The organism is Edaphobacter bradus, assembly GCF_025685645.1.
Lineage (GTDB): Bacteria > Acidobacteriota > Terriglobia > Terriglobales > Acidobacteriaceae > Edaphobacter > Edaphobacter bradus.
Window position 1 is genome coordinate 697239 of record NZ_JAGSYF010000002.1, and the last position, 14445, is coordinate 711683.

The 14445-nt window shown below is 59.2% G+C and carries 13 protein-coding genes; 2 read left to right on the forward strand and 11 right to left on the reverse strand.

The window, feature by feature from the left end; genetic code table 11:
- Positions 1–301: 301 nt before the first annotated feature.
- A complete protein-coding gene (locus tag OHL16_RS08895) occupies positions 302–1633 on the forward strand; it encodes a glycoside hydrolase family 5 protein (protein WP_263366758.1) in 1332 nt (443 codons plus the stop codon).
- 167 nt (positions 1634–1800) lie between these two features.
- Here OHL16_RS08895 and OHL16_RS08900 read toward each other — a convergent pair whose 3' ends face one another.
- The 4 genes from OHL16_RS08900 to OHL16_RS08915 form a co-directional block, all read right to left on the reverse strand.
- Positions 1801–2286, reverse strand: a complete 486-nt coding sequence (locus tag OHL16_RS08900; protein WP_263366759.1) for a DinB family protein — start codon at positions 2284–2286, stop codon at positions 1801–1803.
- A gap of 50 nt (positions 2287–2336) precedes the next feature.
- On the reverse strand, positions 2337–3086 hold the full coding sequence (locus OHL16_RS08905) for an SDR family NAD(P)-dependent oxidoreductase (protein ID WP_263366760.1): 750 nt from the start codon (positions 3084–3086) through the stop codon (positions 2337–2339).
- A 498-nt stretch (positions 3087–3584) separates the two neighbouring features.
- Positions 3585–4127 (reverse strand): transposase, encoded by a 543-nt coding sequence (locus OHL16_RS08910; protein WP_263366761.1) that lies wholly within the window; start codon positions 4125–4127, stop codon positions 3585–3587.
- 25 nt (positions 4128–4152) lie between these two features.
- The gene (locus OHL16_RS08915) at positions 4153–5268 is read right to left on the reverse strand and encodes a hypothetical protein (protein ID WP_263366762.1); all 1116 of its coding nucleotides are present in this window, start codon (positions 5266–5268) and stop codon (positions 4153–4155) included.
- Between the two features lie 1242 nt (positions 5269–6510).
- Here OHL16_RS08915 and prmC point away from each other — a divergent pair.
- Positions 6511–7371 carry a peptide chain release factor N(5)-glutamine methyltransferase gene (prmC, locus tag OHL16_RS08920; RefSeq protein WP_263366763.1) on the forward strand — a complete coding sequence of 287 codons (861 nt, stop codon included), beginning with the start codon at positions 6511–6513 and terminating at the stop codon, positions 7369–7371.
- A 240-nt stretch (positions 7372–7611) separates the two neighbouring features.
- Here the strand turns inward: prmC and OHL16_RS08925 are convergent, their stop codons facing one another.
- From OHL16_RS08925 to OHL16_RS08955, 7 genes are read right to left on the reverse strand one after another with little or no spacing between them, the layout of a single operon-like run.
- Positions 7612–7953, reverse strand: coding sequence for a cytochrome C oxidase subunit IV family protein (locus OHL16_RS08925; RefSeq protein ID WP_263366764.1), 342 nt, complete (start codon positions 7951–7953; stop codon positions 7612–7614).
- 51 nt (positions 7954–8004) lie between these two features.
- On the reverse strand, positions 8005–8772 hold the full coding sequence (locus OHL16_RS08930) for a cytochrome c oxidase subunit 3 family protein (protein ID WP_396127167.1): 768 nt from the start codon (positions 8770–8772) through the stop codon (positions 8005–8007).
- A complete protein-coding gene (locus OHL16_RS08935; RefSeq protein ID WP_263366765.1) occupies positions 8765–10438 on the reverse strand; it encodes a cytochrome c oxidase subunit I in 1674 nt (557 codons plus the stop codon). The genes OHL16_RS08930 and OHL16_RS08935 overlap by 8 nt, the downstream gene beginning before the upstream one ends.
- A complete protein-coding gene (coxB, locus tag OHL16_RS08940) occupies positions 10435–11478 on the reverse strand; it encodes a cytochrome c oxidase subunit II (RefSeq protein WP_263366766.1) in 1044 nt (347 codons plus the stop codon). Before coxB ends, OHL16_RS08935 begins: the two co-directional genes overlap by 4 nt.
- A gap of 9 nt (positions 11479–11487) precedes the next feature.
- Positions 11488–12387: an SCO family protein gene (locus tag OHL16_RS08945; RefSeq protein WP_263366767.1), complete on the reverse strand. Its 900-nt coding sequence runs from the start codon at positions 12385–12387 to the stop codon at positions 11488–11490.
- Positions 12388–12420: 33 nt separating this feature from the next.
- Positions 12421–13113 (reverse strand): hypothetical protein, encoded by a 693-nt coding sequence (locus OHL16_RS08950; RefSeq protein ID WP_263366768.1) that lies wholly within the window; start codon positions 13111–13113, stop codon positions 12421–12423.
- A complete protein-coding gene (locus OHL16_RS08955; protein ID WP_263366769.1) occupies positions 13103–14437 on the reverse strand; it encodes a hypothetical protein in 1335 nt (444 codons plus the stop codon). The genes OHL16_RS08950 and OHL16_RS08955 overlap by 11 nt, the downstream gene beginning before the upstream one ends.
- Positions 14438–14445 lie beyond the last annotated feature (8 nt).

The following is a 14445-nucleotide window of genomic DNA, read 5'->3' on the forward strand; positions in this document are numbered from 1 at the left end:
CTTGATCAAAGGTAAATATCCCCGCAAGACTAGTGGCGAAAGAATAATTAGTAACGTCTCCCTTTGAATCAGGGGGGAGCCAGGCCTGGCTGTTCTTATGATCTGTTGGACTGTAAAACAAACGTTTGTTTCAAAGGGTTTTATGTTGACAGGCCGCTTGACCAGTTGATATAAGTCCACCGTTGAAGATTCCCTGCGGAAAAGTACCAGGTTGAGTACTGGCCCTCAGACAGGACACAAGGCCGGTCACGCTGGTCGTGTGTCCTTCGCACAGTCTCTCAAAAATTACGAGGTCATCGAAATGCATCTACCTGTCTCTAGAGACGCTTGCTCTGCCCGCACTGGATTTGGCGTCAAACTCCAGCCCGTCCGCAAGGGCCCAGGCGGCATTCGCCATACGCTGATTGCCCTTTCGGCCATTCTCTTCCTGCAAGTCGGATGCAGCGGCGGCAAATCCTCTGTCCAATCCCCGGCGCCACCCCCTGCACCATCCCCTGCACAGATGACCATGTTGCACGCCAGCGGCCGTTCAATCGTGAACGCAAACGGACAGGTTGTTCCCTTGACGGGGGTGAACCTCGGGGGCTGGTTCATCATGGAGAAATGGATGTGCCCGCTCGACAGCGGCTCGCTGCCGGACACCTACAGCGTGATTCAGGAGCTCGATAACCGCTTCGGCGTCGCCACCGAGCAGAGTCTCATCACGACGTATCAACAGAACTGGATCACGACAACCGATCTCGACAACATCAAGAACGCCGGCTTCAACGTCGTTCGCGTTCCGGTTTGGTGGGGTCAGTTTTATCCGATCAATAACGTCTCCAACGCCAGTTGGCGCTCCGATGCCTTCACCGAGCTCGACTGGCTCGTCACTAACGCCACGTCGCGCGGACTCTACGTCATTATCGACATGCACGGCGTCGTTGGCAGCCAGAGCACCTCTGGCGATACCGGCCAGCAGAACACCAACCAATACTGGACGAACAGCGACGACCAGGGAAACACCGCCTACATGTGGTCGCAGATTGCGAACCACTACAAGGGCAATCTAACCATCGCCGGCTACGACCTGATGAACGAGCCGACCGGCGCCCCGAGCGATCAGGACGTCATCAACGCCTACAACAACCTATACAAAAGCGTTCGCTCCGCCGACCCCGACCACATGATCTTCATGGAAGGCACGTGGGGAAGCTGGAATTGGAACATGCTCCCAAACCCTTCGCAGTACGGCTGGACGAATGTCGTGTATGAGATGCACGAGTACCAGTTCAACGGCTCGCAGTCGAAGGTGGAACAGGGCTCGACCAATCAGGTGAACGACTTCAACAATCATGCCAACTACAACGTCCCGGGCTACATCGGCGAGTTCAACGACTTCGGCTACGGCTCAGGCACGTGGAACTTCTCCGTAAGCGCGTACAACAAGGGTGGCCTGAGCTGGACGATGTGGGCGTATAAAGCCACACATGGGCTGAACCCGGATAGCTGGGGCTTTTACGATCCCACCTACTGGCCGACGACACCAAACATCTCGACGGACTCGGCCTCGACCATCACCGCCGACTGGCAGCAATGGAAGACAACAAACTCATTCGGCCTGAACACATCTCTTGGACTCAGCGGAAATTGAGAACAGCGCGACCGTCGATAACGGCTCCTGGTTCAACATCGTCAACCAAAACAGCGGAGCCTGCGTGGATGCCGCCGGATGGGGCACGACCGACGACATCAGAACCGCAAAGCCACCCATGAGGAAATCGTGGGTGGCTTCGCTTTGCAACGACGAGCTAGAGCGGGTTAGTTTGGCTGGGCGAGGCGAAGCTGGCCCAGGTGGTAGGCAGCGTGGGTGGTGCGGGAGATGAGGACTGCGAGGCGGTTGCGAAGCGGTTCCTTGGCGAAGTCCTCTTCGGAGACCGCAGCGTGGCGTTCGAGCCATTCTTCGGGCTTGAGCTTTGTAAGGGCGGCGGTGAGTTTCTCGTTTACCTCGTGCCAGGCTTTTTTAAGCTCGGGTGCGGAGATCGGGTCGGGCCGGCTGCGGTCGGAATTTTCCAGGAACGCCTCATCGAGCTCGGGGTGGAGGCGGTCGCCGACGCGGAGCAGGGGGATGAGCCTGTCGCTGGTTGCGGTGAGGTGGCCGAGCAGATAGTAGGCACGATTCCTGCCCGGCGCGATCTCGCGCTGAAGGTCCTCGGCGGTAAGAGAGTCGAAGGTTTTGGTGGCTCGCTCAATTGCCTGCTTCCACGAGTTGAGGACGGTGTCGATGAAAAGAGTGTTCTGGGACATGAGCGCCTTTCGCGTGTTGTTGATGGTTCGGGTCAGCGGCCGCAGGTGAGTTAGACCGAGACGAGGCCGCCGTCGACGGGAAGATCGATGCCGGAGATATAGCTGCTCTCTTTAGATGCGAGGAAAACGGCGGCAGAGGCGACCTCCTCGGGGTTGCCGATGCGGCCGAGAGGGATCTGGGTCTTGAAGTTCTCGCGCAGGGCGTCGGCGGCTTCTTTGGTGGGGAACTGGCTATCGAGGATAGGCGTTTCGATGGGGCCCGGGCTGATGACGTTGGCGCGGATGCCCCGAGAGCCGAACTCGGCCGCCCAGGTGCGGACGAAGGAGCGAAGCGCGGCCTTGGTGGCGGAGTAGGTGCTGTAGATGGGGATTCCCTTCTGCCAGGCGCCGGAGCCATTGAGGATGATGGAGGCGCCGTCGTTGAGGAAGGGGATGGCCTTCTGGACGGTGAAGTAGGCACCGCGGGCGTTGATGTCGAATGTTTTGTCGAAGTGCTCGGGGGTGACGTCGGTGGTCTTGAGGGGCTCGACTATGCCGGCGTTGGCGAAGATGATGTCGATCTTGCCCTTGGTTTCGGCGACAAGCTTATAGAGGCGGTCGAGGTCGTCGAGGTTGGAAACGTCGCCCTGAAAGGCGGTGACGCTTTTGCCGATTTCCGCGACGGCTTTATCGAGCTCTGGCTTGCGGCGTCCGGTGATGAAGACGTAGGCTCCCTCCTGGACGAAACGCTTTGCGGTGGCGAGGCCAATTCCACTGTTGCCCCCGGTGATTACGGCTACTTTTCCTGTGAGTGCGGCCACGACGTCCTCTCCTTCAACGATTGATATTTCGACAATCATCGAATTGGATGAGAGAGTGTCGATTCGGATACAGGTATTTTCGTCGAAAATCGAGGCAATGGGTGTAGCTCTTGCGGTAGGGATTTTCGGGCGCGTCAGGCGGGCGACACACACCTCACCACCACAATCGGGTGCCCCATATCTGGCGGCCTTATCGCCAGATGTGGGCAATCGCGCAAAGCGCGATCCGTCGTGCTTAAGGGCACGGCTTCAGCCGTGCCGCAAATGACGAAGTAGGAAAGCGGCTTTAGCCGCTGAGGCATGATGGCGCCAACGCGGAGGCCAGGGGCACCCGCGCAATTTATTGATATTAGAATCTCTGCGACCATGTTAGGATTCCGGCTGGGTGGCCCACATTTGACAACGCAACATGGGTGCCCCATATCTGGCGGTCTTATCGCCAGATGTGGGCCAATCGCGCGACAGCGCGATCCATCTCCAATCCGCGATCCTTTCCAATCAAAGTCGAGTCATCTGCACTGGACCAGGTTCGTCCAGAAGGTAATGACGGTAACTGGACCAGCGCCACTCATCAGCTCGTTCGACCAGACCTCGCTTGATCGGGTTGCGGTGCATATACTTCAGTTTCTCGACGCGCTTATTGTGGGTAAAAGCATTGCAGTCGTAATTGCGCTTCTGCCAGAACGGTCTGGGAGCCAAACGCCTGGAGACTGAGATTTTGAGAGCTTGCAGTACCTTCGAGAGTGGAACTTCATGATCGGATGGTTCACTGACCAGAAGATGCATATGCTCTGGCATCACTACGTAGCCGAGAACCCTCGAAGCGGTAGTCGCGGCGAGTGAGTTCGAGGGAATCAAGGAAAGTGTCTTTGGAGTACGGAGTCGTGAAGTAAGGTTCCCGGCGGTAACAACTGAAAGTGATAAAGTCATCGTCGCCTTCATGTAGTCAGATGGGGCCACCCAGTCCCTAGCAATCCCTGCGGCGACTTCGCGATATTCTGGTATCCAGAATCCGCCTGCCAAATTCCGAATCTTGAACATGGACAGATTTCGCCGGGCAAGCCAGTTAAACTACCTGAAGTTGTGTGCCAAACGCTATGCCTGCCTCAGTGATTACATCGTCAGCTTCCAGCGCATACCCCATAAGCGAGTCGGCGGCGACGAGAATACCGCACCACTCCTGCGAAGATGACGTTTCCACCCAGGCTCCGGAGTCTCCTTGAGTGGGAACCGTCGCCAGTACAGTCCGTAGCCGTGGATTTAAGATTCCCCCGGATGAAGGCGGGCGCACCTCGAAAAGGTTCTCAAAACACACATTGCTGTTCCCCGGACAATACGTAATCACCACCCCGCCGACTTCAAACGTGTTGACGCCCGACACTCCGCCCCGCATGACAATGCTTTGACGGGATACGATTTGCGCTGCTTTGCCAGTCACAGTGTTGGCCACGGTCGCGTTTCCAACATCGATAAGAGCCAAATCGAGTCGATTCGCTCCCGTACACGCCGGAGAACACGATTGCCCTGGTGCGAGCTGATTCGGTGCATGCGAGTGGCGACAGGTGCCGATATGAGTTCCTGAGACCGTTACGCTGGTTCCTTTCGAGGCGACGTGACCGCAGGTTGCGGCATAAATATCGACCGTGTTGAGATCACGAAGGAACCCGCCTATTGTTCCTGGCACCCCGTTCGCGAGGCAGGGATCGCCTGAGGATGCCGCAAGCCTGCCCAGAGGGCGTGTTTCGACCAATGCGAAGAAATTCTGGGATGCGGTAAGGGTAACCAGTCGCGCTCGCGCGTCAGCCAACTCCGTACCCGCAGGTTTGGCAATGACCTTAACCATAAACGGGAACGAAGATGTCGGAATGGGCTTATGGTAGTCCTCCATCAAGTTTCGGATGAAGTTCTCTACTCGGCCAGCTTTGTCAGTCCAGCCGAAATCGATTGTGTCCCCTTCGACGCCTTGCGAGCGAGCTAATTCTTCCCGCAGAAACACCGGCCATAGCGACCAATGCAACACGAACGCGTCGGCACGCAATCCGGTGCGTGCCAGGCGATACGCCGCAAGCCAGATGGGATTGACGTCAAGCACGACGCCTTGGGTCGCTGGATTGGCGGCTGCTTCGGTAGCGAATGCTGCCAGTCCCTCAATCCTATCGACATACTGCCGCAATTGATGCATGAGGCACTCACCCTTGGGTAGGGCCGGCTGGTGGTGCAACTGGTGTTGGCGGTGGGGCAGCTGCAAAAGTCGCTGGTGCGGCTGCAGCCGGCTTCTCCTCCGGCACTATTATCCAGGCGAAAAGAGCTGCTATTCCTTGGCCTACAATCGCTACCCAGCCGATAAAGCAACTGCCAAGTAACGGAGCAGCGATTGGATATGCAAGTGCCAGAAATGCCACCGGGGAAGCAATCAGCTGGGCATTGCGAACCACCCCGGGGGGTGCCTTGAACCAGAAATAGGCGAACGTGCCTAGAAGGAAGGCCACGATAAGCCCGAGTGCGATCCATGGAGCGACGTGCGCATCGGGCTTGGAGGAGATCACTCCACCGACAACGCTGGTATAAATGGCGACAATCTCTGCCGGAACATACTTAACCAGTCTTCCTCTGAAGCTGTCGGGGGGCTCTGTCGATCCGGCGGCTATACCCGGACGTTTCGGTATGACAAAGCGGCTCATAGCTCACATACCTCCGTTTTGCTGACCCTAAAAGTACGGTTCGCGTTGTAGTCGCTAACTGTAGCATAATGGGAGCCTTGTGAAAGAAAAAATTCTCTCTGCGGCTGAGGAATGCCGCGAACCCGGATGGCGGGGTGGCCCACCCTACCACTCTCAACCAACCACAAAAAACTCGGGTGCCCCATCCTTCGCGGCGTCATCGCGAAGGGTGGGAAAGCAGGATACATCCAAACCCGAACCCGGACTGAGTGGCGCACATCTGACTGACAGCCACAATTGGGTGGGCTGGGTGGCCCACATCTGACAACACAAAATGGGTGCCCCATATCTGGCAGTCTTATCGCCAGATGTGGGCCATCGTGCGAGAGCGCGACCCGCTTTCCACACCCTGCCCTTGACGGCCCTGCTATCCTTAAATCAGGAGAAGGAGAGTCCGGCAGGGGTCGGACTCTCCTTTTTGTATGAAGAATAGCCTAGACTAACTCTTGTTCCATGAAGACTTTGCATATAGCCAGACCCGAATTCCTTGACTTTCAAAGGCTTGGCACGCAAATTGCGTGTGAAGTCCAAAGCTAAAGCATCTGCTTTGAATATTTTGCACAAAAATGACGGGGAGGGGGGGGCCAGTGCAGCGAGCATCGAAAGGGACACGAAATCCAGACCCGGGTTGCAGCTTACAGTTCGCTCGGCGCACACGCGCGGCTGACGACAACCTTCTTATGATCCGGTCCGAGTAGGTCCGCATGAACCTTCGCCAGGCCCTCGATCTCGCCAGTACCCAGCTCGCAGGCCGTCGCCCTGCCGTCGACCGGCAGCAGCGCGCCTCGCGCGACGCCGAGCTGCTGTTGCTGCACGCCCTGAAGATCTCGCGCGCCACGCTCCTCGCCCACCCCGACCGTCAGCTCTCCACCGAAGAGCTGGCCCAGTATCAGCAGAGCATCCAACGCAGGAAGCAGAATGAGCCGGTGCAGTACATCACCGGCCAGCAGCAGTTCTTCGGGCTTGACCTGCACGTCACCGGCGCTGTGCTGGTCCCGCGGCCCGAGACGGAGCACCTCGTCGAGGCCGTCCTCCTGCATATGCCGAGCGACCGCCCCGTCACCATCGCCGACGTCGGAACCGGCTCGGGAGCCATAGCGCTCGCGCTCGCCGCACAGCTGCCCCACGCGCAACTGACCGCGCTCGACAGCTCCCCGGCGGCACTCGACATCGCGCGCATCAACGCGAAGACCAACCACCTCGAAGACCGCATCCGCTTCCTCGAGTCCGACCTTCTGTCCGCGCTGCCTGCGGACGCCAGCTTCGACGCCATCGTCAGCAACCCGCCCTACATTCCCAACGCCGACCGCGCCACGCTCGACCCCGAGGTCCGCGACTTCGAGCCCGCAACCGCGCTCTTCGCCGGCGAGGATGGCCTCGACGTCTACCGCCGCCTCATCCCCCAGGCCCACGCCGCGCTCCGCCCCAGCGGCCTGCTGGCGATGGAGATAGGTCACGGCCAGCGCAACGCCATAGCAGCCCTGCTCGCAGACTGGCACGGGGTCACCTTCGTCAACGACCTACAGGGCATCCCCCGAGTAGCCCTCGCCCGCCGCCCCTCCTGAACCGCAACACAATCGCGGTTCGGACACCGCCGGGTGCCCCTATCGCCTCTGCGACCTTCGCGTAACCTTTGCGTTTGCCTTTGCCTTTCTGGTTGTCATTCCGCAGCGCAGCGGAAGAATCTGCTGTTTGCCCGTAGCGCTACGACGAACCACCAACAATCCCGGTGCCCATACTCCGCAGCCTCAAAAAAGAAATGCGGCCCGCAGGCCGCATCTCCAGCATTCACAAAGACGAACCGGCTACCAGAGTCCCCACGCGCGGCTGATGTAGTCGCTAAGCGTCATCGTGATGAGGATCAGGAAGGTGAAGAACCCCGCCGCGACCGTCATCTTGATCAGCTTCGACTGAAAGAACACGTGCATGAAAAACAAGATGACGACCACCGCCTTGGTGCAAGCGATGGCCAGCGCGATCATGGGATTGAGAATCCCGAGGTTGATGAACGCCGCCCAGACGGTGATGCCGGTAAAGACAAGCAGCGTGCCAAAGACGATGCCATACGTCCTCGGCGTGACGATGTGATGTTCGGCGTGCTCCGGGTTGGTCACGTTCGCTGGATCGTGGAAGTGCTGCTCAGTCATGTTTGCTCTTTCTCCTCGCAGCCATCGCATCTGGCTGCACGCCGGGAGGCGCTAAACGGGGTGTCGGTTGATCAGGTACAGCAGCGGGAAAAGGAAGATCCACACAATATCGACGAAGTGCCAGTACAACGCGAAGTTTTCTATCGGAGCCACGTACCCCGCGGTAAAGTCACCCCGCTGCGACCGTGGGATCAACCATAGCAGCAACCCAACGCCGATGATCATGTGCAGCGCGTGCATTCCGGTCATCGCGAAGTACAGCGAGAAGAACACCTGCGTCTTCTGCGCCATATCCGGAGGCAGCGGCTCTTCAACAAGCTTGCCCGTCTTCACGTCCCTTGGAGGATTGACGAACTCCGAGATGTCGAAGTGCTCGCCAGGAATGTGGTGCTTCTCCCACTTCTCCTTGTACTCGAAGTACTTCACGCCAAGGAAGACCACGCCGAAGAGTGTTGTCAGAACCAGGAAGAGCACCAACAGGCTCTTCTTCTTCATTTCGGCTGCCCACACTGCAAGCGCCATGAAAAAGCCTGACGTGATCAGCACTGCCGTGTTGGCCGTGCCCAGCGGTATGCTCAGCTGGTTCGACGCCGCTACGAAGGCCGGGTTGTACCAGTTGCGGTACAACAAGTACGAAAAGAACAGCCCACCGAAGAACATGATCTCCGTCAGCAGGAAGAGCCACATGCCGAATGTGCCGGCCTCGCGCTGCTGCTCCTCCGTCTCGAAATGATGACGGTGCTGCGGCAGCGAGACGTGTTCGTGCTCGTCGACGGCGGCGGGAGGTTGCATTGCTACTACAGTAGTCGCGTTATCCAACGGTCGTCACCTCATTTTGGGTCTTGTTGGCCAGCCACTCGTAGTCGTAAGCCTCGTAATCCACGACCGGCGTCTCGATGAAGTTCTCGGTCAGCGGCGGAGACTGAATCTGCCACTCGAGCCCGGTGGCCTGCCACGGGTTGTTGCCTGCAATAGCGCCATACTTCAGCGACCAGCCCAGATACAGCAGCGGAAGCAGGTAGCCCACGCCCAGCACTGTCGCGCCAGCCGTCGACAGCACATTCAGCACCTGGAACTCCGGCGGGTACGCATGGTAGCGGCGCGGCATGCCAAGGTAACCCAGGACAAACTGCGGCAGGAAGGTCAGGTTGAAGCCGATGAACGTCGTCACCGCGGCCAGCTTCGACAGCGACTCCGGATACATCCGGCCCGTCATCTTCGGCCACCAGAAGTGGATCCCCGCCAGGAACGCCATGAGCATACCGCCCACCATCACAAAGTGGAAGTGCGCCACGATGAAGTACGTCTCAGTCAGGTGAATGTCCATGCCCAGCGAGCCAAGGAAGACGCCTGTCATGCCGCCGATGGTGAACAGCCCGAGGAAGCCGAACGCATACAGCATCGGCGTCTCAAAGGTGACGGAGCCCTTCTGCATCGTGAAGGACCAGTTGAAGACCTTGATCGCCGAAGGGACGGCCACCAGCATCGTCAGCAGCGAGAACACCAGCGCCGAGTAGTTCGAGACGCCCATGATGAACATGTGGTGCGCCCAGACGAAGAACGCAAACAGCGCAATGGCCACCGAGGAGAATGCGACCGCTGTATAGCCAAACACGCGCTTCCTGCTGAAGGTCGAGATGACCTCCGAGATCACGCCCATGCCCGGAAGAATCATGATGTAGACCGCGGGATGCGAGTAGAACCAGAAGAGGTGCTGGAAGAGCAGAGGGTCGCCGCCCTTGGTCGGGTCGAAGACGCCGATGCCGATTGTGCGCTCAAGCACCACAAGGACCAGGGTGATGGCCAGGACCGGAGTTCCGAGCACCATCAGGATCGAGGCCGCGTAGTTGGACCACACAAACAGCGGCAGGCGGAACCACGTCATGCCAGGCGCGCGCATCCTGTGAATCGTCACGATGAAGTTGAGACCCGTGAAGATGGAGGAGAACCCGATGATGAAGACTCCCAGCCCGGCAGTGACCACGTGCGTGTTCAGGTAGTGCGTCGAGAGCGGAGTCGTGAAGGTCCAGCCTGTGTCGACGCCGCCGAGAACGAGTGCGGCCAGCGTAAAGAGACCGCCGATCCAATACAGGTACCAGCTCAACAGGTTAATCTTCGGGAAGGCCAGGTCCTTTGCGCCGATCATGATGGGCAGCACAAAGTTGCCGATCGTCGCCGGAACCGATGGCACCAGGAATAGGAAGATCATCACGATGCCGTGCATCGAGAAGAGCTTGTTGTAGGTGTCCGACGCCACCAGGTCAGGCTGAGGGGTCAGCAGCTCCAGACGAATCAGGCCCGCGAACGCGCCACCGATAAAGAAGAAGAACGTGATCGAGATCAGGTACAGGATCGCGATGCGCTTGTGGTCGCCAGTCAGCAGCCAGCTCAGCATGCCGTCCTCAGCGTTGATGTAGTTCCGCTTCGGCAGGGTAGCTGTGGTCTGGTCGGGCAGGTTGACGATGGTTGAACTGGTTGCGCTCATGGTTTCACCACCCCTGGCGTTATCGGCGCCGCTTGGTTGGACTCCGACGTGGTCAGCGTCTGCTGTACGCGGTAGTTGGTTTGCAGGGTTTTGATGTACTCCACCAGATCGATCAGGCCCTCTTCACTGATCTGCCCCTGGTAGGTGGGCATAATGGGCGCGAAGCCCGCAGTCACGTGCTGCGACGGGTTCAGAATCGCATCGCGCAGATACGCGTCGTTGACCAGGACCTCAGAGCCGTTTGTCAGCTGCAGCTTCGAGCCGAAGACGCCCGCAAGGTTCGGCCCGCGAGCCGCGGCGCTGCCCGAGTGGCAGGCGTTGCAGCCCATGCTGGCGAACAGTCGCTCGCCGTTCTGCGCCAGCGACATGCCGCTGGTCGAATTCTCGGTCCACTTCTTGTAGTCATCCGGTGTCAGCACCGTCACCTCGCCGATCATGCCCGAGTGCTTGGTGCCGCAGTATTGCGTGCAGAAGATGTGGTACGTGCCCGGAGTGGTCGCGTTGAACCACACCGTCGAGTAGCGTCCCGGAATCACCTCACGCTTCACGCGGAAGTCGGGGATCGAGAAGCTGTGGAAGACGTCCTGCGAGATCATCGTCAGCTGGATCGGCTGCCCCATGGGAACGTGCAGCGCGTTGATCTCGTGCTGCCCGCCGGGATGCTCGGCCTTCCACATCCACTGTTTGCCGACGATGTAGATGTTCATCGCGTTGGTCGGCGGATTATAGATACGGAAGTAGAGAAGCGCGCCCCACACGAAGCAGATGAGGAACAGGGCCAGCGGGATGATGGTCCACGTCGCCTCGAGCAGCGTCGAGCCTTCGATCTGCTCGGCCACCGGGCTCTTCTCCTGGCGGTAGCGAATCGCAAAGCCGAAGACCAGCCCGCCCACCAGCACCAGGCCGATCACCGTGATCAGGAGCAGGAAGAAGTACAGCGCATCCGTTTGAGGCGCAATCGTCGACGCCTCGCGCGGAAACAGCGCCGAGCTCGTGAGCCACTTCATCAGAAATTGCCACAGTACGGGACTGATATGCATCGTTACCCTTTATCCATTCTCTTTCTTCGTCAAATCGTGGTCGCGCCCAAGCTTCAAATCCTTGCGGAACATCAGGAACATGAATCCGCCCAGACCTGCCACCGTGACCATTCCGCCAAGCTGCACCACGCGCGCGACGATCAGCGAGTGCTTGTTGGTCTGCGGGTCATAGTGATAGCAGTAGGTCAGGATGTTCGCGACCGGAGAACCAATCTTGTTGCCCGAGGCCTCGACGAGCCCCAGCAGCATATCCTTGGGCGAGTACTCCACGCCGAGGTAGTACTGTGCAAGCTTGCCGGTGGGTGTAACCAGTTCAATCGAACTGGCGTGCGCAAACTGTGTCAGCTTGCCGTCCGGGCCCGGTACGCGAACGTAGCCGAATCCGACTGCGTCGGTCACCGCGTCGATCGCCGGACGCTGCCCGGTGAGGAAGTGCCAGCCTGCCGCCGTCTCAGGATGCCCATAACGCTTCAGGTAGTACGCCTTCTTCTTTGCGCCGTCGGCAGGTGTATCGCCCGGGTCGATGCTGATCACGATCACGTCGAAGTCTTTGCCCGGCGTGAGATGCACCATCTCCAACGCGCCCGAGAGACCGTCCATTTCCTCGGAGCACAGCATCGGACAGCTGTAGTACACCAGCGTCAGAATTGCAGGGCGCTTGCCGAAGTAGTCTCCTAGACTAACCTGCTTGCCCGTCTCATCGATAAACTGCGAATCCAGCGGAAGCTGCTGGTTCAGGTGTTGCGAGACGCCTACCTTCTGCAGAATCTGAGGCAACTGATCGCCCGAGTTCTCGCCGCTCTGCTTGTCGCCATAGCTCGAAACCTGAGCAGACAGCGGCGCAACGGCTAGCGCGCAGACCAAAGCCGCCGCTTGCCAACCACCCCGAATTGTCCGCCAGATCTTCATATCGACTCCTGAAACAAGCCTCTCCTTAATTCTTTACTTCTCTTTCGCTCCGGTCAGCTCGGCATGTGCGCCCTCTGCCCGGTAGAAGTCCATCTTCTGCTCGCGCGCTTCAATCGTCTGCAGCTCGTAGCCAGTGCGGGCGAATCCATCCGTCAACGGAGCCTGAACCACAGGGGCCGCGTCGCCGGCCATCAGCGGCTCGGTTGTGGCATGTGCGTTCACCGGAAGCCCGCGCTTCGCGATCAACTCCATCGCACGCTCGATCGGGATGTGGATGCCCTTTTCGTTCTCCGACCTGCTGTAGTAGTTCAGAAACAGGTCTTCGCGCGCGTGCAGATCGGCCGTCGCCTGGTTGCCGTCGTCAAGGTCCAGCCGCGGCGCCGGAAAGGTCTTCGTAATCTGCTGCAATTCACGCTGCTGCAACTCGGGGTTGGACGCGAGGTCTTCGCGCTTGCCGCCCGTCTTAGCCGCACCAGCGAACGACGAAAGCTCGTGCCACTTATCCGATGGCCCGTCCGACTTGACGAGCTGATAGTTAATCAGCTTGCCCAACAGGAAGCAGACCAGGAAAAAGACCACCAGCGAACCTACCAGTCCGGAAAGGAACACCACGATGCCGTTTACATTGACGTCGGTAATCTCATAGCCCGGCGAGTCCGGGTTAGCCGGGCTTTCGTCAGCGCCATGCGCCCCGTGCTTGTTCAGATCGTACTCGTTAGTGGGCATGTTCAGGCTCCAGAATCTCTTCGAGATGCGGATCGTTCGTGTTCATCAGCGGACGCGACTTGAGCTGCGTCAGGAAGTAGGCTCCCCAGGCCGAGAGCACCGCCACCGGAACCGTGATGTAGGCAAGGATCCCGAGGTTGTTGGTAATGTGCAGGTTGCCGGCCGCGTCGGCGAAGTTCGGCTCGATCAGCCAGAACATATCCAGGCAGCGCGCGAAGAGCATGAACGACGTCAGCCAGATCATCTTCTTCTTGTTGCGCTTCAGATCGCGCGACAGTAACAGGCAGAAGGGAATCAGCCAGTGGCAGATGAAGTCCAGCGAACAGATGGTCCACCAGCCGCCGTGGATGCGCGCGAGATACCAGGGAATCTCGTCCGGGATGTTGCCCGACCAGATGATCAGGAACTCCGCGAAGCAGAGATAGATGTTCAGCATCACAAACGCGAAAGTAAACTTGCCGAGGTCGTGCTGCTCGGTGACGCGCAGCAGCGTCTTCATCGGCTCGTAGCGCGAGAGCAGGATCACAGTCAGGATCCCCAGCGCCAGCACCTGATAGCCCTCACCGACCAGGAACTGCAGCCCATAGATCGACGAGTACCAAGTTACGTCCAGCGACTTTATCCAGAGGATCGCGCCATCGGTCATCAGGATCACGAAGATCAGGATGCCGATGCCCGACAGGTTCTCAAACTTGACGCGCCAGCGATCGAAGCTCGTCTGCGTGCCGGCCGCCGGGTCGGCGTCGCGCTGCAGCGACCACTTGTTCAGGAGCGTCATGAAGGTCAGCAGGACCGCGAAGATGAACACCGACTGGACGATTGCCGGACCGGGGCTCAGCATCGCGTGCTTGGCATTGGCCGTGAGCTGCTGCTCCTTGCTCATGATACCGTGCGCGAAAGCCCACGCGGTCGCCTGCGCATTGGGGTACGCCGCCCACTGGTAGAGGTGCTTCATAAGCACCAGCACCGGGACCAGCATCGCAGCCACCAGCCAGAGTGTGCGCGACATGGCCTCGAGCGGCCGCCGCAGCACCAGGCCCCACTTGCCGCCGGAGACATACTGCAGCATCAGCATCGCAAGGCCGCCGCCCGCAAAGCCGAAGCAGATCATGTAGCCCAGCAGGTAGGCACGCAGCAGGTGGGTGCGCCCGCCCGAAACGAAGAGGAAGGGAATCGACAGCACCACGCCTGCGACGGCAACCATCAGCAGCCGGGTCCGCCATGCCGAGATCACCTCGGGCGGCGCAAGCGAGTCGGGAAGCGGACGGGGACCGTATTGATCGTGGTGCCCTGCGTCTCCGTGATGTTCGTGTCCAAGTGACATGCGTTTCA

Excerpts from the sequence above, each read along its gene's own strand:
- OHL16_RS08895 (WP_263366758.1), top strand. The coding sequence starts at position 302 with ATGCATCTACCTGTCTCTAGAGACGCTTGCTCTGCCCGCACTGGATTT.
- OHL16_RS08900 (WP_263366759.1), bottom strand. The coding sequence starts at position 2,286 with ATGTCCCAGAACACTCTTTTCATCGACACCGTCCTCAACTCGTGGAAG.
- OHL16_RS08910 (WP_263366761.1), bottom strand. The coding sequence starts at position 4,127 with ATGTTCAAGATTCGGAATTTGGCAGGCGGATTCTGGATACCAGAATAT.
- OHL16_RS08915 (WP_263366762.1), bottom strand. The coding sequence starts at position 5,268 with ATGCATCAATTGCGGCAGTATGTCGATAGGATTGAGGGACTGGCAGCA.
- prmC (WP_263366763.1), top strand. The coding sequence starts at position 6,511 with ATGAACCTTCGCCAGGCCCTCGATCTCGCCAGTACCCAGCTCGCAGGC.
- OHL16_RS08925 (WP_263366764.1), bottom strand. The coding sequence starts at position 7,953 with ATGACTGAGCAGCACTTCCACGATCCAGCGAACGTGACCAACCCGGAG.
- OHL16_RS08935 (WP_263366765.1), bottom strand. The coding sequence starts at position 10,438 with ATGAGCGCAACCAGTTCAACCATCGTCAACCTGCCCGACCAGACCACA.
- coxB (WP_263366766.1), bottom strand. The coding sequence starts at position 11,478 with ATGCATATCAGTCCCGTACTGTGGCAATTTCTGATGAAGTGGCTCACG.
- OHL16_RS08945 (WP_263366767.1), bottom strand. The coding sequence starts at position 12,387 with ATGAAGATCTGGCGGACAATTCGGGGTGGTTGGCAAGCGGCGGCTTTG.
- OHL16_RS08950 (WP_263366768.1), bottom strand. The coding sequence starts at position 13,113 with ATGCCCACTAACGAGTACGATCTGAACAAGCACGGGGCGCATGGCGCT.
- OHL16_RS08955 (WP_263366769.1), bottom strand. The coding sequence starts at position 14,437 with ATGTCACTTGGACACGAACATCACGGAGACGCAGGGCACCACGATCAA.